The sequence below is a fragment of the Variovorax sp. W2I14 genome (genome assembly GCF_050435205.1).
GTDB classification, from domain to species: domain Bacteria; phylum Pseudomonadota; class Gammaproteobacteria; order Burkholderiales; family Burkholderiaceae_C; genus Variovorax; species Variovorax paradoxus_C.
Genome location: NZ_JBNDJX010000001.1, coordinates 6,051,161 through 6,067,391, shown reverse-complemented (window position 1 = coordinate 6,067,391; position 16,231 = coordinate 6,051,161). Strand labels below are relative to the sequence as shown.

General features: G+C 64.8%; 14 protein-coding genes and 1 pseudogene. 9 read left to right on the top strand and 6 right to left on the bottom strand.

All coding sequences use genetic code 11. The features are described from left to right. Both QF040_RS28375 and QF040_RS28370 read right to left on the bottom strand, forming a co-directional pair. Positions 1 to 1,140 (bottom strand): ABC transporter substrate-binding protein, encoded by a 1,140-nt coding sequence (locus QF040_RS28375; RefSeq protein ID WP_307512511.1) that lies wholly within the window; start codon positions 1,138 to 1,140, stop codon positions 1 to 3. 176 nt (positions 1,141 to 1,316) lie between these two features. Continuing rightward, positions 1,317 to 1,970: a TetR/AcrR family transcriptional regulator gene (locus QF040_RS28370; protein ID WP_307512509.1), complete on the bottom strand. Its 654-nt coding sequence runs from the start codon at positions 1,968 to 1,970 to the stop codon at positions 1,317 to 1,319. Between the two features lie 180 nt (positions 1,971 to 2,150). Here QF040_RS28370 and QF040_RS28365 point away from each other — a divergent pair, with 180 nt between their 5' ends. The 6 genes from QF040_RS28365 to QF040_RS28340 all read left to right on the top strand — a co-directional run bounded on the left by QF040_RS28365 (position 2,151) and on the right by QF040_RS28340 (position 7,837). Beyond that, on the top strand, positions 2,151 to 2,804 hold the full coding sequence (locus QF040_RS28365; protein WP_307512507.1) for an amino acid ABC transporter permease: 654 nt from the start codon (positions 2,151 to 2,153) through the stop codon (positions 2,802 to 2,804). A gap of 6 nt (positions 2,805 to 2,810) precedes the next feature. Next, positions 2,811 to 3,467, top strand: a complete 657-nt coding sequence (locus QF040_RS28360; protein WP_307512505.1) for an amino acid ABC transporter permease — start codon at positions 2,811 to 2,813, stop codon at positions 3,465 to 3,467. A gap of 14 nt (positions 3,468 to 3,481) precedes the next feature. Continuing rightward, positions 3,482 to 4,267 (top strand): amino acid ABC transporter ATP-binding protein, encoded by a 786-nt coding sequence (locus tag QF040_RS28355; RefSeq protein WP_307512503.1) that lies wholly within the window; start codon positions 3,482 to 3,484, stop codon positions 4,265 to 4,267. Between the two features lie 63 nt (positions 4,268 to 4,330). Beyond that, positions 4,331 to 5,167: a transporter substrate-binding domain-containing protein gene (locus tag QF040_RS28350; protein ID WP_307512501.1), complete on the top strand. Its 837-nt coding sequence runs from the start codon at positions 4,331 to 4,333 to the stop codon at positions 5,165 to 5,167. A gap of 76 nt (positions 5,168 to 5,243) precedes the next feature. Beyond that, complete coding sequence (locus tag QF040_RS28345; RefSeq protein ID WP_429613735.1) at positions 5,244 to 6,365, top strand: DSD1 family PLP-dependent enzyme; 1,122 nt, start codon at positions 5,244 to 5,246, stop codon at positions 6,363 to 6,365. Positions 6,366 to 6,379: 14 nt separating this feature from the next. Then, complete coding sequence (locus QF040_RS28340) at positions 6,380 to 7,837, top strand: NAD-dependent succinate-semialdehyde dehydrogenase (protein WP_307512864.1); 1,458 nt, start codon at positions 6,380 to 6,382, stop codon at positions 7,835 to 7,837. A 43-nt stretch (positions 7,838 to 7,880) separates the two neighbouring features. Here the strand turns inward: QF040_RS28340 and QF040_RS28335 are convergent, their stop codons facing one another. From QF040_RS28335 to QF040_RS28325, 3 genes and pseudogenes are all read right to left on the bottom strand, one after another. Then, entirely contained in the window at positions 7,881 to 8,900 is a 1,020-nt protein-coding gene (locus tag QF040_RS28335) for an MDR family oxidoreductase (RefSeq protein ID WP_307512862.1), read from the bottom strand. A 39-nt stretch (positions 8,901 to 8,939) separates the two neighbouring features. Then, positions 8,940 to 10,073, bottom strand: a pseudogene (locus tag QF040_RS28330) (acyl-CoA dehydrogenase family protein); the annotation flags it as partial. Between the two features lie 3 nt (positions 10,074 to 10,076). After that, on the bottom strand, positions 10,077 to 10,913 hold the full coding sequence (locus QF040_RS28325) for a transporter substrate-binding domain-containing protein (RefSeq protein ID WP_307512497.1): 837 nt from the start codon (positions 10,911 to 10,913) through the stop codon (positions 10,077 to 10,079). Positions 10,914 to 11,029: 116 nt separating this feature from the next. On the opposite strand from QF040_RS28325, the gene QF040_RS28320 reads away from it, so the two are divergent. Continuing rightward, a complete protein-coding gene (locus tag QF040_RS28320) occupies positions 11,030 to 11,911 on the top strand; it encodes an AraC family transcriptional regulator (RefSeq protein WP_307512495.1) in 882 nt (293 codons plus the stop codon). A gap of 9 nt (positions 11,912 to 11,920) precedes the next feature. Here the strand turns inward: QF040_RS28320 and QF040_RS28315 are convergent, their stop codons facing one another. After that, positions 11,921 to 13,105, bottom strand: a complete 1,185-nt coding sequence (locus tag QF040_RS28315; RefSeq protein WP_307512493.1) for an aminotransferase class V-fold PLP-dependent enzyme — start codon at positions 13,103 to 13,105, stop codon at positions 11,921 to 11,923. A 362-nt stretch (positions 13,106 to 13,467) separates the two neighbouring features. On the opposite strand from QF040_RS28315, the gene QF040_RS28310 reads away from it, so the two are divergent. Further along, positions 13,468 to 14,499: a 2-dehydropantoate 2-reductase gene (locus QF040_RS28310; RefSeq protein ID WP_307512491.1), complete on the top strand. Its 1,032-nt coding sequence runs from the start codon at positions 13,468 to 13,470 to the stop codon at positions 14,497 to 14,499. Positions 14,500 to 14,539: 40 nt separating this feature from the next. Further along, positions 14,540 to 16,204 carry a long-chain-fatty-acid--CoA ligase gene (locus QF040_RS28305; protein WP_429613734.1) on the top strand — a complete coding sequence of 555 codons (1,665 nt, stop codon included), beginning with the start codon at positions 14,540 to 14,542 and terminating at the stop codon, positions 16,202 to 16,204. Positions 16,205 to 16,231 lie beyond the last annotated feature (27 nt).

The window sequence follows — 16,231 nt, the reverse complement described above, 5'->3', positions numbered from 1 at the left end:
TCACAACCCCTTGCAGGCCTTGGCGGCGTCTACGACGGCGCTGCGGTCGAAGCGGTTGATTGCCTCCACGAAGCCCGGCTTCAGGTGGAGCATCGACTCGGGCGGCAGCGTGCGCTTGATCAATCCGTCTTTGAGCATCAGGTCCTGCATGCGGCCATAGGCAGCAGGGCTCATCGCACCGATCAGCTTGGTAGAGGTCATGGCTTCCGTGCCGGACATCGTCTCGAGCTGGGTCTGCAAGAGCGCGAGGTCCCATCTAGCGAGCGTGGCCTCATCGGCACCCGTCGGCTTGCTGCCAGGATAGTTTTTCCAGTGGATCCGGCGCGCGCACTCGGGATTGGTCTGGGCGAACAAGGTCGCCTTGGCTGCGCCGCGCGCGATCGCCTCCACCATCGCCGGATCGGCGTCGATCGTCTTCTGCATGGTGGCGAAGGTGAAGTCCGGCAGCGATCGCCACGTCGGATCGAACAGGATGCGCATCTTGGCGCCCGCATTCTGGAAGCCGGTGAGCGCGGAGCCCCAGAACATCAGGGCCTGCACGCGGCCTGCACGCAGCGCTTCCAACGCCGGTGCGCCGGCGCCGGTCGCGATGATCTGAACCTCTGTATCGGGGTTCACGCCGTTGGCGCGCAAGTAGCCCTTGAGCAGCGGCATCCCGCCCGTGCCAAGGCTGAAGATGCCGATCTTCTTGCCCCTGAGGTCGGCCACAGTGTTCACCGGGCTGTCCTGCAGCACACCGACGCCCCAGTCGATCACACCCGTCGCCATCAGACCGCGGACTGCGACCTGGTTCTCGGTGTTCGCCTGAATGAGCCCGGTGGAATTGACTTGCGCGAAGTCGACGCCGCCGCCCACCATCTGCTGGATGCCCTGGAGCGAGCCACCGGTGGTGACGATCTTCACGTCGTAGCCATCCTCCTTCCAGTAGCCCAGCGCAATGGGCAGCGTCAGCCAGGGATAGGTGACGTTGATGACCTGTGTGCCCAGCGCGATGGTCACCGGCTTCAACGGCCTGGGTTGCGCTTGCACCACTGGGACCGACAGCAGCAGCGTGAGCGCGGCGAGCGCGGCCGCGGCACGGCTGGCAAGACGAGCACAGGGGGTCAGACCGCCGAAGGCGTGTATCGAATGAGAGAACATGAACGATCCTGGGTTGCTCGGATCGTTGCGAGGTTAGCGCCGGACTCAGATTGCTTTGGATCAATATTCCGCGAGTCTTGTTCTAATTAATCGCACATTTCTCATTGCCTAAATCGCACTTCAGGCTTCGCGCACAACGTTCGGTCACTGCCGAGCGCGAACTCTGGGCGGCACGGTCAGCGCACAACCTTTTTGCGGGGGGCGATCGACCTCTTCGGGTCCTTTCTGCCAGGCGCTGCATTTGCACCGGGTGCGTTTGCGGGGGGCGGCGCACTGTCGTCCGCGATCGCCAGAATGAGTTCGATCAACCGAGCACGCTGGTCCGGCGAGAACGGCGACAATTTCAGCATCTCCATGAACCAGAGCCCTTCCGTTGCAGCGTGGACTAAGGCGCCGCGATCAAAGCCGGAGCCTGCCGAGATTTCAGGGAAGCGCTCTTTCCAATAGCGCCGGATTGGATCGGCCGACTCCTTGAGCATCGATCCTGCAGCCAGCATCTTTGTCGTGATCTTGTCGTTGTCGCCGCTGTTGTAGACCGAGGCGAGCACATAGGCCTTCAACGCGCGATTCGGCGACGGCGGCAGCCTCTCGGCTTCAGCGCTGCGCGCGTTCGCCAGCCGGCAGGCAATGGCTTCGTTCGCGGCCGTCAACAGTTCCTCCTTGAAGGGGAAGTGATACAGGAGGCCGCCCTTGCTAACGCCAGCGCGCTCCGCGACGGCGTCCAGCGTCAACGCCGGTGCACCAATCTCCTGCACCAAGGTCAGCGCCGCGTCGAGGATCTTGTCGCGCGCACTTGGCCTTCCGCGCTTGGGCTTGTTCTTCTCGTCCATTGCCATGCTTTCAAAAAATCCACCGCGTGTGTTTACTTCGGAATTAGTTTACCGTACAGTCCAGACGGTACAGTAATTCAGTTGTCATAGAGAGCGAGTCCACATTGAACCGATGGCCCTTGAACTCCTTGAACGGCGTACCGCCGTTGTCGCGAACGAACTGCGTAGAAGGGAGACACCGTGTTTGACTGGAGCGTCATCGCCCGCAGTCGCGAGGAACTGCTCAACGGCTTCCAGCTCACGGTGATGCTCGCGTGCCTGGCCGGCGGCCTCAGTCTCGTCGGCGGGCTGCTGCTGTGCGCAGCACGCCTGAAGGCACGCGGGCCGGCCGCATGGGTGCTGACAGCCTATGTCGAGCTCATGCGCAACACGCCGCTGCTCATCACGATGTATCTCATCTACTTCGGCTTGCCGATGGTGGGACTGCAGATACCGACATTCACCTGCGTGGTCGTGGTCCTGGTCATGCAGCACAGCGTGTTCGTCTCCGAGGTGCTGCGAGGCGGCTTCCTATCGGTGCCGCTCTCGCAGATCGAGGCAGGCCGCGCGATCGGGATGCGGCCGTTCGCCATCTTTCGCATCGTGCAGTTGCCACAGGCTTGGTCGGCTTCGGTCCCGGCCTTGATGTCGGTGCTTGTGCTGCTCATCCACGACACCTCGCTGGGCGCGGCCATTTCTCTGGTCGACCTCACGATGGCCGCCAAGGTGATCTCGCAACGCACGGCAGCAAGTTTCGAGCCCTTCGTCGCTATCGCCATCTGCTATTCGCTGCTGTCCTGGCTGCTGAGCCGAGCCGGCAGTTTCTTCGAACGCCGCAGCGGCATCGCAAGGTAACCCGCCATGGAAGTGACACTTCTTGTGAACGCGGCACCGCTGCTGCTGCAGGCACTCGGCCAGACGCTCGTGCTGGCACTCATCACGACGCTTCTCGCGCTGGTGCTCGGCTTTCTCATCGCCGAGGCAAGCATGCTCGGCGGACGCGCAGTGGCCTTCATCCTGCGCTGCGTGATCGAAGGCATCCGGGGCATCCCGCTGCTGGTGTTTGTCTTCCTTATCTACTACCTGCTGCCGCGGCTGGGCATCTTCATCGACACGTTCTACGCCGGCTGCGTTGCGTTGGCGCTTTTCTTCGCGACCTACGTCGCGGAGATACTGCGTGGGGCGCTTCGAACCATTCCGAAGGTCCAGATCGAGGCCGGCAAGGCCCTGGGCATGCGGCACTGGAAGATCCAGCTTGTCGTCGTGATGCCGCAGGCCGTGCGCATCGCCCTGCCTGCGCTCATGAACCTTGCGGCGATCGTGATCAAGGCCACCTCCGTGGTGTCGATCATCGGCGTGTGGGAACTCACGCTTGCCACGAACGAGGCAGTCATGCGCACCCTCGCGCCCTTCACCTTCTTCATTGCCGCCCTGGGCATGTACTTCGTTCTCTGCTACGGAACCGTGCGGTCCGCCGCGTACCTGTCCAAGCGCATGAACAGATCCCAACGGTCCTGACTACCAATCCCCTCATGATCTCCGTTCGAAACCTCTCCAAGTCCTTTGGCGCCAACGCGGTGCTCAAAGACATTTCCTTCGACGTCGCCAAGGGCAGGACCGCCGTCCTTCTGGGCAAGAGTGGCTCGGGCAAGAGCACCATGCTGCGCTGCCTGAACATGCTCGAACGCTGGGACAACGGCCACATCGAGATCGACGGCGCGGCGCTGGGGCGCACCCCTTCTACGGGCGGCGAATGGCGCCGATGGAATGCGCGCGAGGAAGCGCAGGCACGCCAGCGCATCGGCATGGTGTTCCAGCAATTCAATCTGTTTCCGCATATGACGGTCCTGCAGAACGTGATGTGCGGCCCGAAGCGCATTTTGGGCAAGGACGAGGCCACAGCGAAGAAGATCGCGCTAGCGCTACTCGACCAGGTCGGTCTCTCGGCAAAGCAGAACGCCTACCCGGCGTTCCTGTCGGGCGGCCAGCAGCAGCGAGTGGCGATCGCCCGCGCACTGGCCATGGAGCCGACGGTACTGCTGCTGGACGAGATCACCTCCGCACTGGACCCTGAGCTGGTCGGCGAAGTACTGGAGGTCGTGCGTGACCTGAAGCGACGAGGCCTGACCATGGTTTGCGTCACTCACGAGATCCACTTCGCGGAAGACGTGGCCGACCAGGTCATCTTCATGGAGGAAGGCCTGATCGTCGAGGAAGGCGCGCCGGAGTCCATGTTGACGAACCCACGCACCGAGCGCCTGCAAAAGTTCCTCACGCGCTTCCACGCCCAGAACCGCGGCGGCAAGGCGGCTGCCTGAAGACCCACAAAGATTACCCGTTCCTGTCCCGTCGTTTCTTCCATCGATCACCAAAGGTTCATCATGAAGTTCAATGCAATTCGCCAATGGCTCGCCATTGCAGCAACCGTGCTGGCTGCGTGCGCCGCCCCGGCCGCCCATGCAGACAAGCTGCAGGACATCCTCAAGCGCGGCTATCTCATCGTGGGGACCACGAGCTCGACGCCGCCTTTCGGCTTCAAGGACGACAAGGGCGAACTGCAGGGCTTCGACATCGACATGAGCCGTCTGGTCGCGAAGGCGCTGTTCGGCGACCCGAACAAGATCAAGTTCGAACTGCTCACCAATGAAGCGCGCTGGCCCGCACTGCAGAACGATCAGGTCGACATGGTGGCGCAGTTCGCCACCATCTCTCCTTCGCGCCTCGTCCGCGTGGCATTCACTCCGCGCTACTTCGACACCGGCATGACCGCCGCCATCCGCAAGGACTCGAAGATCAAGACGCTGGCCGACTTGAACGATCCCAGCGTCACGCTGGCCACGCTCACGGTGCCCGAGCAGATCGACCTGGCCAAGCGCATGGCGCCCAAGGCACAGATCGTGAGCTTCGGCTCCGTCGACCAGCAGGCGCTGGCGCTGCGGTCGGGCCGGGCGCAGGCCTTTCTCGTCGACCTGCCCATCGGGATGTGGTACGGCGCGACCAACGCAGAGATGAAAGTCATCCCCGAAGTGTTCGGCGGCTTCCAGAACTACGGCATTGCGTACAAGATGGGCGAACTCCCGTGGAGCCAGTTTCTTGACGGCTTTGTCACCGACCTGACCACGGGTTATTCGTACATCGAATACACGGCGATCTACAAGAAGTACTTCAAGATCGCCCCACCCCCGCAACGCAGCTACAAGATTCAGACCTCGAACTGAACGCCGGCGCGCCATGCGCGCCACACCTCCTGCGGCATAGGCGATGCCGCGACTCTTCCTATTTCCGGACATTCCAATGAACACAGTCGCGACTCGCGTCGGCGATCTCCTGGGCGCGATCGACACGCCCGCCCTCATCCTCGACCTGGATGCGTTCGAGCGCAACTTGCAGAAGATGGCCGATTTCGCTCGCGACGCAGGCATTCGCCTGCGTCCGCACGCCAAGACGCACCGCAGCGCCACCATCGCCGTCCGCCAGATCGAGCTGGGCGCCATCGGCCAGTGCTGCCAGAAGGTCGGCGAGGCCGAGGCGCTGGTGCGCGGAGGCGTGCGCGACATCCTGGTCAGCAACCAGGTGCTCGATCTGCAGAAATTGCGTCGCCTCGCGGGACTGGCCAAGCAAGCCAGGATTTCGCTTTGCTTCGACGCCGTCGAACAGGTCGACGCCGCGTCACGCGCCGCGCAGGAGTTCGGCGTCGAGCTCGGTGCCCTCGTGGAAATCGACCTTGGCATGTGGCGCTGCGGCGTGCCGCCGGGAGAACCCGCGGCGGCACTGGCGCGGCACATTGCGGTGTCGCCGGGCCTGCGCTTCGAAGGGCTGCAGGCCTATGAGGGTAAGGCCCAGCACCTGAAAACCTACGACGAACGCGCGCAGGCCGTTCAAGTTGCAGCGCAAGCCGTCCAGTTGAGCATCGACGCGATCGGGCTCGCCGGTCTCGAGTGCAAGGTGATCGGCGGCGGCGGCACCGGCACCTTCATGTTCGAGGGGGCTTCAAAGCTGTGGACCGAACTGCAGTGCGGTTCGTACGTCTTCATGGATGGCGAGTACGCGGCCATTGAAGGCAACGACGGCGCGCCCTATGCCGAATTCGAGCACAGCCTGTTCGTGCTTGCGACCGTGATGAGCACGGCCGGCAAGGGCCGCGTGATCGTCGACGCGGGCCTCAAGTCGTACACCTTGGAGAAGGGCTTGCCCACCATCGAAGGCCAGCCGAAGGCGCGTCTGGTGGCGGCCTCCGACGAGCACGGCACGATCGCACTGCTCTCGCCGGACGCCGACATTCCGCTGGGCACGCGACTCAAGCTGATTCCATCGCATTGCGACCCGACCGTCAACCTTCACGACCACTACATCTGCGTGCGCGGCGGCCGTGTCGAAGCCATCTGGCCCATCTCCGCGCGCGGCGCCAGTCATTGAAGAAAGCTCACAAGATGACATCCCCCGACCTTCACCCCAACTACCCCGATACGCAGCTGTTGATCGACGGAGAATGGCAGCCATCCACCACAGGCAGCACGATTCCGGTACTCAGCCCCGCCACTGGCCGGAAGATCGGCAGCGTCGCATCTGCGTCAATTGACGACCTCGAGCGCGCCGTTCTGGCCGCGCACAAGGGGTTCGAACTCTGGCGCGCCGTGCCCGCCGTGCAACGGGCTGCCGTGATGCGCAAAGCCGCGGGCCTGTTGCGCGAGCGGTCCGCCTCGATCGCACGTGTTCTGACCACCGAGCAAGGCAAGCCGCTGAGCGAAGCAATGATGGAGGTGCACGCCTCGGCCGACATCATCGAATGGTTCGCCGACGAGGGACTGCGCGTCTACGGGCGCATCGTGCCGCCGCGGAACCCAGCGATGCAGCAACTCGTGACCAAAGAGCCCGTCGGCCCGGTAGCGGCCTTCACGCCTTGGAACTACCCGGTCAACCAGATCGTGCGCAAGCTGTCCGCAGCGCTGGCCTGCGGTTGTTCGATGCTGGTGAAGGCGCCAGAGGAGACACCGGCATCGCCCGCCGCGCTGCTGCGCGCGTTCGTCGACGCCGGCGTGCCCGCAGGCACAGTGGGCCTGGTCTTCGGCGAGCCGGAGCAGATCAGCAACCACCTGATTGCGCATCCGCTGATTCGCAAGATCACCTTCACCGGCTCCACGGCGATTGGCAAGCAGCTCGCAGCGCTTGCCGGCAAGCACATGAAGCGCGCGAGCATGGAACTTGGCGGCCATGCGCCGGTCATCGTGGCCAGCGACGCCAATGCAGCCCTTGCCGTACGCTTTCTCGCACCGACTAAATTCCACAACGCCGGCCAGGCCTGCGTGTCGCCTACGCGCTTCCTCGTGCACAACAGCCTGCGGAAGAACTTCGAGGAAGCAATGGTCGCGTATGCAAAGAACCTCAAACCCGGCGACGGGCTCGCGGAGGCGACCACGCTGGGCCCGTTGGCCAATGCCCGCCGGCTGGCAGCGATGGAGCGCGTGGTCGAAGATGCCGTGCAATGCGGCGCCACGCTTGCAACCGGCGGAAGGCGGCTCGACATGGAAGGAAATTTCTTTGCCCCGACCGTGCTGACCGACGTTCCGCTGCAGGCGGATGTCTTCAACAACGAGCCTTTCGGTCCGATCGCGGCCATTCGGGGTTTCGACGACATCGACGAGGCCATCGCGGAAGCCAACCGCCTGGCCTACGGACTGGGCGCCTATGCATTCACCCAATCGATCGCCAATGCGCGACGGATCTCGCAATCGCTCGAAGCGGGCATGGTGTGGATCAACCAGCCGCCCACACCGTTCCCCGAGATGCCCTTCGGCGGCGTCAAGGACTCAGGATACGGCAGCGAAGGCGGTCCGGAGGCGCTGGAGGCCTACCTGGTGACCAAGACAGTTTCCATCATGGCTCTCTGAGCAGTGCGCGGGTCAAAGCCCCGCCCCTGCCCGCCCCCCTAGTTCAGCGATTGACGTCCACCACCACGCGCCCGCGCACCTGCCCGCGCAGCAGTTCGGGCGCGACTTCCAGCGCCTGCGCCAGCCCGATCTCGCGCGTGTTCCCTTCGACCACATCGTTGGAAAGCTCGTGCGACAGGCGCGTCCAGGCCACGGTCCTGCGCTCGAAGGACGCGTGCACGCTGTCCACGCCTTCCAGCGCCACGCCGCGCAAGATGAAGGGGGCCACGCTGGCCGGGAGATCCATGCCCTGTGCCAGGCCACAGGCGGCCACCGCGCCGCCATATCGGATGCCCGCCAGAACGTTCGCCAACGTATGACTCCCCACACAGTCGATCGCAGCGGCCCAGGATTCCTTTTGCAAGGGCTTGCCGGGCTCGCTCAGCGCTCGCCTGTCCATCACGCAGGTGGCGCCAAGCGCCTTGAGCCGCGGCGCCTCTTCCAGGCGTCCGGTCGAGGCCGTCACGGCATAGCCCAGCCTCGACAGCAGCGCGATCGCGATGGTCCCGACGCCGCCGTTGGCGCCGGTGACGAGAACGACGCCCGCCTCTGGCGTGATCCCGCGCGCCTCCAGCGCCATCACCGACAGCATGGCGGTGTAGCCCGCGGTCCCGATGCACATCGCAGCACGTGGCGACATTCGGGCCGGCAATGGCACCAGCCAGTCTGCGCGCACGCAGGCCCGCTGCGCCAGTCCGCCCCAATGGGTCTCGCCCACGCCCCATCCATTGAGCAGCACCTGGTCGCCAGGTCGGTAGCGCGCATCCGCGCTCTGTTCGACGGTGCCCGCCAGGTCGATCCCCGGCACCATCGGGAACTTGCGCACGACCGGCGACTGACCGGTGATGGCCAGTGCATCCTTGTAGTTGAGTGTGGAATACGCGATCCGCACCACGACGCTGCCAGCAGGCAGGTCGCCATTGCCCAGGGTCGCGACCCCGGCCAGCGTGGTCCCCGCGTCATCCCGGCGAAGCAGGACCGCGCGAAATGGTTCGGGGGGCGCGACCGTCGCGCACTGCGTCATCTTGACAGGCTCGGCCTGTCGGGCGCCGAGCGACGCTCCGATGCGTTCGTTCATCATTTCCGTCGTGCCGTCGGCCATGCACAGCGCCTTGGCGGCGACCAGCTTGGACACCAGGCCGCGTGCCTCGCCCATGCCCGTGGCGCCCATCGCCTGGATGCACGCCGCAACGCCGCGGAGGCATTGCTCGCCGGCAAACTTCTTGGCCATGGCGGCTGCGACAACGGCGCCGACACCTTCGTCATCCGCGATTCGTGTGGCCCGCAAGGTGAGCAGTTCCATGTTCTCGAGCGTCAGGCTGACGTCAACGAGACTCCAGCGCAGTCCCTGCTGTTCGAGCACGGGCCGTCCAAACGCCATGCGCGACGACGTGTATGCCACCGCATCACGCAAGGCGGTGGACAGGAGACCGCAGGCCATGGCCGCCACGTGCGTGCGCGCCTTGTTGACGCTCGCCATCGCCATCCGGAAGGCCGAGCCGGGCGCGTAGAGCACATCGCTGTCTGGCACTCGGTACGCGCTCAGCGCGAAGCCGCCGATGCCGGCCGGCGCCAGGCCGTGGACCGGATCTTCGGGAAGGCGCGTACAACCGGCCTTGCGCAGATCCACGATGAAGCATGCGATGCCCGCCGTACCTGCCGTGCGATCCGTCTGTGCGAATACCAAAGCGACCTCGCAGCCCCGTACATTCGCGACCCAGCGCTTCTCGCCGTCAAGCACCCAACCGTCCTCCACCCTGCGCGCGGTCGTGCGTATGGCCCCGAAGTCGCTGCCCGCCTCGCCTTCGGACATGGCCGTGCATCCGATCAGGTCGCCGTTGAGCATCCCGGGCAACCACTTCTCGCGCGCTGCGTCGGACGCGCCGAGCGCAATGCGCAGAGCCGCGCTGTGGTGATTGATGAATGCAAAGGCCAGCGAGAAATCCGCTCTGCCCAGTTCCATGGCTGTGCGTATGCGCGAGCCGAAGCTCAACCCCGAGCCGCCCAGGGACGTGGGTACTTCGATGCCGGCAAGCCCTTGCCTGCAAGCGTCCCGGATGAGCTCGCCCATCCAGATCTGCGCATGCGTGGCGCTCGCGATCTGCGTGCTGCGTGCGGCGGCGAACGCGGCCACACGCGCCTGGAACTCACGCTCCACCGGTTCGAGCGACCGGTCGAATTCTTCGATCACGTTCATGATTCAGGCCGCACCTGGAATCTTGTAGCTGCGCTGCGGCGGCGGGTCCATCCTGAAGTACTTCTTGTAGATGGCCGAGTATTCGATGTACGAATAGCCGGTGGTCAGGTCCGTAACGAAGCCGTCCAGAAACTGCTTCCAGCGCAGCTCGCCGAGCTTGTAAGCCAGGCCGTAGTTCTGATAGCCGCCGTACACCTCTGGCACCACCTTCAGGTCGGGGTTGGTCGCGGCGTACCACATGCCGATGGGCAGATCGACGAACAGCGCCTGCACGCGACCCGAGCGCAACGCGAGCGACTGCTGGTCGACCGAGCCGAAGCTAGACACTGTGGCCTTGGGCGCCATCCTCTTGACCAGATCGATCTGTTCGGGAACCGTGAGCGTCGCGATGGTCACGGCCGGGTTGTTCAGGTCGGCCAACGTCTTGATCTTCGAGTCGCTCTTGATGACCACCGTGATTCCGGTGTCGAAGTAGCGCGGCGTGAAGCCCACGCGCACGAGGCGGGACGGAGTGATGGTGGCCGAGTGCGCGAGCAGGTCGACCTGGTCGTTCTGCAGCGCGGGCCAACGCGTGTCGTTGCTGACAAGCTCGAACTTGATCTTGTTCGGATCGCCGAACAGCGCCTTGGCGATGAGCCGGCTCATGTCCACGTCGAAGCCCCGCAGCTCGCCTTTTTCGTCCTTCCAGCCGAAGGGGGGCGTGGCGCTCGTGGTGCCCACGATCAGATAGCCGCGCTTGAGCACATCGTCGAGTTTGTCCGCATGCGCCAGGAGCGGGGATGCGGCGCCGAGCACCGCGATCAGCGCGCCGGCAGCGCGCATCAGTTGCATGAGTTTCATAGACACCTTCGAACTTGGAAATGGAAAATGAATTGTTGGATTCATCCGCAACGCTGTCTTCTGCGTTCATGCTTTGCCGCGCGTGTGCTTTCAGAATCGTGCGCGCAGGAGCTGCCATGACGCCCAATTCCGCGCGCTTCGATGCGGCGCACCGCGTTCCATCCGCCTCCGCGCATGTGGGCCTGTCCATTCTTCACATCGACGGACCGGAGTACGCCGTCGCTCGCTCCGACCGGCTGCGCATCAGCTTCAACATCGGCCCGGCGTTCGCGACGCGGATTTCGGGACCAGGAAGCGATGGCGTTTTGTTCTGCCGAAGGAACGGGCTGTTGATCACGCCGCCGGGCCTGGCGCTGCGCCACCGTTCAACCTACGCTCTGAGCGCGGAGCGCGCGCCGAAGCCGGCGCGGCTCGTGGTCTTCGTGGTATCGACGCAGCTGCTGGCGGCGTGCTGCATCGAGCGAGGGCTCAGGTACAGCGATCTGGCATTGGTGCATCAGGCGCTGCTTCCAAACAGCGCGGTCCTGTCGCTCGCTCAGGCGCTGCTGGCCGACCTCAGCGAAGGAAGTCCCGACGGGGCGGCCGAGACCGAGTTTCTCGCCAAGTCGCTCGTGGCACGCGTCGCGCGGCAGCAGCGCGCGCAGTCGCCGACCGTCCACAAGGCCGATCCACTGCAGGCGGTCCGGGAGCACATCGACAGCAACCTGGCCACGGCGCTGCCGGTCTCGGAGCTCGCCGGGATTGCCGGCATGAGCCAATTCCACTTCTGCCGGGTGTTCCGCGACGCGACAGGCAAATCGCCGCATCAGTACATCCTTGCCGGGCGAATCCAGGCCGCCTGCCGGATGCTGTGGAGCACCGGCCGCCCGGATCCAGGGGCCAGGAGCATCCTGGACATTGCCCTGGCCTGCGGCTTCGGCTCGTCCAGCCACTTCTCGACGCAGTTCAAGCGGCACATGGGCCGGTCACCGCTTCAGTGGCGAGCGAGCCAAGGTTGATGGCGGGCGTCAACGCAGGGCGCGCAGCGCGGCCGCCAATGCTTCGAGTTCCTGCAACGTGTTGTAGTAGTGCGGCGAGGCACGCAGCACCGTCGGCAGTTGCCGGGCCAAGTGATCGAGCAACGCACTAGACGGCTTCGAATGGCTGATGTTGATGCCCGCCTTGAGCAGTTGCAGGTTGATCGCAGCCGCGTCGCGGCCCTGCAGCGAAAACGACACGATGGCCGAAAGCGCCGGGCCGGGGTCGTGCAGTTCGACACCTGGTATGTCGCGCAGGAGATCGCGCAGCGCCGACGACAAGTGCCTGCAGCGCCGCTCGGCTTCGCCCAGCCCCACCGCCAGCGCATAGTCGACGGCCGCGCCCAAGCCCAGCCGTGCCGCGTAGTTGTTCTCCCACGTCTCGAAGCGGCGCGCATCGGGACGAAGCTCATAGCGCTCGGGCGCCACCCACACCGCGCCGAAGTGGTCGATCATCGGCGGTTCTAGGTCGGGAATAAGCGACTTGCGCACGTACAGGAAGCCGGTGCCGCGCGGCCCGCGCAGGAACTTGCGGCCGGTGGCCGAAAGCATGTCGCAGCCCAAGCGCTCGACATCGACGGGCGTCTGCCCGACCGCCTGACACGCGTCCAGCAGGTAGGGAATGCCGTGCGCGCGCGCGATCCTCCCCACCTGCTCGGCCGGATTCACCAGGCCGCTGTTCGTCGGCATCCACGTCATGGCGATCAGGCGCACGCGCGCATCGATCATGCGTTCGAGCGCGGCGGGATCCAGCACGCCCTGAGCGTCGTCCGGAATCACTTCGATCACAGCACCGGTGCGCCGGGCGACCTGCAGAAACGCCACATAGTTGGCGGCATATTCGGCCCTGGCCGTCAGGATGCGGTCGCCGGGCTTGAAGCGCAGCGCGTAGAAGGCCATCTGCCACGCCACCGTCGCGTTCACGGTCAGCGCAATTTCGGGGGGCGAGGCGCCGATCAGGCGCGCGACGCTGTCGTAGACCGCCGCGAGCTCGCCCGATGCTTCGTAGGCGGCTTCGTAGCCGCCGATCTCTGCCTCGCGCCGCAAGTAGCCGACCATCTTCTCGAGCACGGGCTGCGCCAGCAGTCCGGCACCGGCATTGTTCAGATGGATGCGGTGCGCCACGCCAGGCGTGTCCCGCCGAAGTTGCTCGAGGTTGAAGAGCGTTGGGTTCACCGAGTTTCCATTTCTGACGATCGTCGAGGCCGGATCGCGTTTTTTGCGAGGGCGCCCACCCGAGCGAATGCCGGTTCGGTCTGCTGACCAGTACAGGCACTGCGGGGTGCCCGATGCTCGATAAGCAACGCGGATCGCTCCAGGGCATTCGCGATGCGACTTAACTATGCGGGCGGTCGCCGGCGATTGTCCGGATCCGCGTTGCGCTCGTCTCTCCAAATCCTGCGCGTGTACGACGAATCTTCAAGAACTTGCCATTGGGGGTCGGCCGCACGTTTTCGCTGAATTCCGCTGGCACACGCAAGAAACGAAACGACAGGGGCGACACCGCCTTGCAGAATCCGCCGCAAGGACCCATCGTCATGCAAAGAAACAACATCGTCGTTCTCGGTGCCGGCTCCATCGGCGCCTTCGTCGGCGGCAGCCTGATCGCCGCGCTGGCCGATGTGAGCCTCGTCGGCCGCGCCGCCATGCGCGGGCGCATCGAGTGCCATGGCCTCGTGATGTCCGGCGCGCGGGGCTGGGAAGCTCGCGTGCCCAGCGGCATGGTGCGTTTCTCCGAAACACCCGAAGCGCTGTGCGTTGCCGACCTGGTGATCGTTGCGGTCAAGAGCGCGGCGACGGCGGCCGCTGCGAAGCAGATCCTCGATCTCGTGCCCAGAGGCGCTCTGATTGTGAGCTTTCAGAATGGCATGGGCAACGTGTCCCAGTTGCGCAGCCGTCTTCCGCACCAGGCGGTACTCGGCGCCATGGTGCCGTTCAACGTCGTGCAACTCCCCGATGGCCGCCTTCACCGCGGGACGACGGGCGACATCGTGGTGGAGGACCATCCGCGCTGGCAGCCGTGGCTGCCCGTCTTCAGGTCCGCGCACCTTCCGCTCCGCCCTTGCGCGAATTTCCGTGAGGTCCAGTGGGGAAAATTGATCCTCAACCTGAACAACGCAGTCAATGCGTTGTCGGGCAAACCGCTGCGCACGCAACTGATGGACCGGCGCTACCGGGACGTGCTTGCCGCGCTGGTCGACGAAGCACTTGATGCACTTGAAGTTGCAGGAATCCACCCCGCGCAACTCGGCGGCGTAGCACCCGATCGTCTGAGTGCGCTGTTGCGCCTGCCCGATGACGAATTCGCACAACAGGGTGCCATCATGGCGAGCATCGATGCCCGCGCCCGCTCGTCGATGTGGGAGGACCTGGAGGCAGGCCGCCTCACCGAGGTCGAAGAACTCAACGGGGCCGTCGTCCGGCTTGCTCGCAGCCAGGGGCGCACGGCGCCCGCGAACGAAAGGATCTGCGCCCTCGTGCATGCGGCCGAGCGCGGAGGAGAACGCCACATCGATGCGCGCAGCATGCTCGACCATCTCGCGCTCCCCTGCCCCTCGCTACACGCCTGAGTGCGCACATCTCCGTCGTCCTTTATCCGTACCGCACGCAATGACCAGCACTTCTTTGGACGCATGGCCTGCCCACGCGCCGCGCAGCCTGCCAATTCCCCAAACCCATCTGTTCCGCAACGTGGAGATCTCCGCGCTGCGCTACGGCGAGCGGCCCTTCGTCATCTTCTACGACTCGTTGCTGTCGTTTCAGCGCTTCAAGGAGGAGACCGAGCGCATGGCTGGGTATCTGCAAAGCGAGTGCGGCGTGCGCAAGGGCGACCGTGTGCTTCTCTACATGCAGAACAGTCCGCAGTTCATGCTGGCGTTCTATGCCATTCTGCGCGCCGATGCCGTCGTGGTGCCGATCAATCCGATGAACGTGACCGAAGAGCTCGCGCACCTGGCCAGGGACAGCGGCGCGAGAGTTGCCTTTGCGGCGCAGGATCTTTTCGAGCGCATCCGCCCGATGCTTGGCGACACTATCGACCGCGTAGTCGTTGCGACCTACAGCGACTACCTCGAGCAGATCACCGACCTGGAGATTCCCGAATTCGTGACTGCGCCTCGGGCGGCCCTGAACCATCCACAAGCGGTGTCGTGGGCAGTCGCGCTCGCCACGGGCTGCGAACCGGGGCCTCTTCGCGCCGGCCCTGACGATCTGGCCGTGCTGCCTTACACCTCAGGCACCACCGGCCAGCCCAAGGGATGCATGCACACGCATCGCACCACCATGGTGAATGCGGTCACGGCGTCTGCCTGGTTCAACACGACGGCCGCGAGCGTCACGCTTTCGGTGCTGCCCATGTTCCATGTCACCGGCATGCAGAGCGGCCTCAACGGCCCGCTGTATGTCGGGTCCACAGTGGTCGTCCTACCGCGCTGGGATCGCAAGGCGGCAGCCGAGAGCATCGCGCGCTACCGCGTGACCAGCCTTGGGCTGATCAGCACCATGGCCATCGACTTCATGGCGAACCCGAAGCTCGACACCTACGACTTCTCCAGCCTGCGCCATGTCGGCGGCGGCGGCGCCTCGATGCCCAGTGCCGTGGCGCAGGCGATGAGGAATCGGCTCGGCATTGGCTACGCAGAAGGCTACGGCCTGTCCGAGACCATGGGTGCCACGCACCTCTGCCCGCCGGGCGGCGACAGGCTGCAGTGCCTGGGCATACCGCTGTTCGATGTGGACGCACGCATCGTCGACCCCGACACCTGCGAGGCGGTGGCGCCTGGCGCCGTGGGAGAGATTCTGATTCACGCACCGCAATTGATGCTCGGGTACTGGAACAGCCCGGCGGCCGACGATGCCGCGTTCGTTCGTATCGGCAACAGGCGCTTCCTTCGGACGGGCGATCTGGCCACCAGGGACGCACAAGGCTTCTTCGTCTTCGCGGACCGGCTCAAACGCATGATCAACGCATCCGGCTTCAAGGTATGGCCGGCGGAGGTGGAGGGCAAGCTCTATCAGCATCCGGCCGTTCAGGAAGCATGCGTGATTGCTTCGGGGGATGCCCGCCGCGGCGAAACAGTCAAGGCGCTTGTCGTGCTGAGGCCCGGCCTCGCCGACCAAGTGACCGAAGGCGAACTGATCCAATGGAGCCGCGGGCAGATGGCGGTCTACAAGAGTCCGCGAGTGATCAGCTTCGTGGCGCAGTTGCCCAAGTCGGCAACCGGCAAGGTGAACTGGCGCGCGCTGCAGGATGCCGAAAAAGCAGGATCCAGCTAGATTGCTTTTACCGCGTGCTGCTGATGA

What these genes read in the sequence shown, in the direction of transcription:
- QF040_RS28375 (WP_307512511.1), bottom strand. Translation starts at nt 1,140, where the DNA reads ATGTTCTCTCATTCGATACACGCCTTCGGCGGTCTGACCCCCTGTGCT.
- QF040_RS28370 (WP_307512509.1), bottom strand. Translation starts at nt 1,970, where the DNA reads ATGGACGAGAAGAACAAGCCCAAGCGCGGAAGGCCAAGTGCGCGCGAC.
- QF040_RS28360 (WP_307512505.1), top strand. Translation starts at nt 2,811, where the DNA reads ATGGAAGTGACACTTCTTGTGAACGCGGCACCGCTGCTGCTGCAGGCA.
- QF040_RS28355 (WP_307512503.1), top strand. Translation starts at nt 3,482, where the DNA reads ATGATCTCCGTTCGAAACCTCTCCAAGTCCTTTGGCGCCAACGCGGTG.
- QF040_RS28350 (WP_307512501.1), top strand. Translation starts at nt 4,331, where the DNA reads ATGAAGTTCAATGCAATTCGCCAATGGCTCGCCATTGCAGCAACCGTG.
- QF040_RS28345 (WP_429613735.1), top strand. Translation starts at nt 5,244, where the DNA reads ATGAACACAGTCGCGACTCGCGTCGGCGATCTCCTGGGCGCGATCGAC.
- QF040_RS28340 (WP_307512864.1), top strand. Translation starts at nt 6,380, where the DNA reads ATGACATCCCCCGACCTTCACCCCAACTACCCCGATACGCAGCTGTTG.
- QF040_RS28335 (WP_307512862.1), bottom strand. Translation starts at nt 8,900, where the DNA reads ATGACGCAGTGCGCGACGGTCGCGCCCCCCGAACCATTTCGCGCGGTC.
- QF040_RS28325 (WP_307512497.1), bottom strand. Translation starts at nt 10,913, where the DNA reads ATGAAACTCATGCAACTGATGCGCGCTGCCGGCGCGCTGATCGCGGTG.
- QF040_RS28320 (WP_307512495.1), top strand. Translation starts at nt 11,030, where the DNA reads ATGACGCCCAATTCCGCGCGCTTCGATGCGGCGCACCGCGTTCCATCC.
- QF040_RS28310 (WP_307512491.1), top strand. Translation starts at nt 13,468, where the DNA reads ATGCAAAGAAACAACATCGTCGTTCTCGGTGCCGGCTCCATCGGCGCC.
- QF040_RS28305 (WP_429613734.1), top strand. Translation starts at nt 14,540, where the DNA reads ATGACCAGCACTTCTTTGGACGCATGGCCTGCCCACGCGCCGCGCAGC.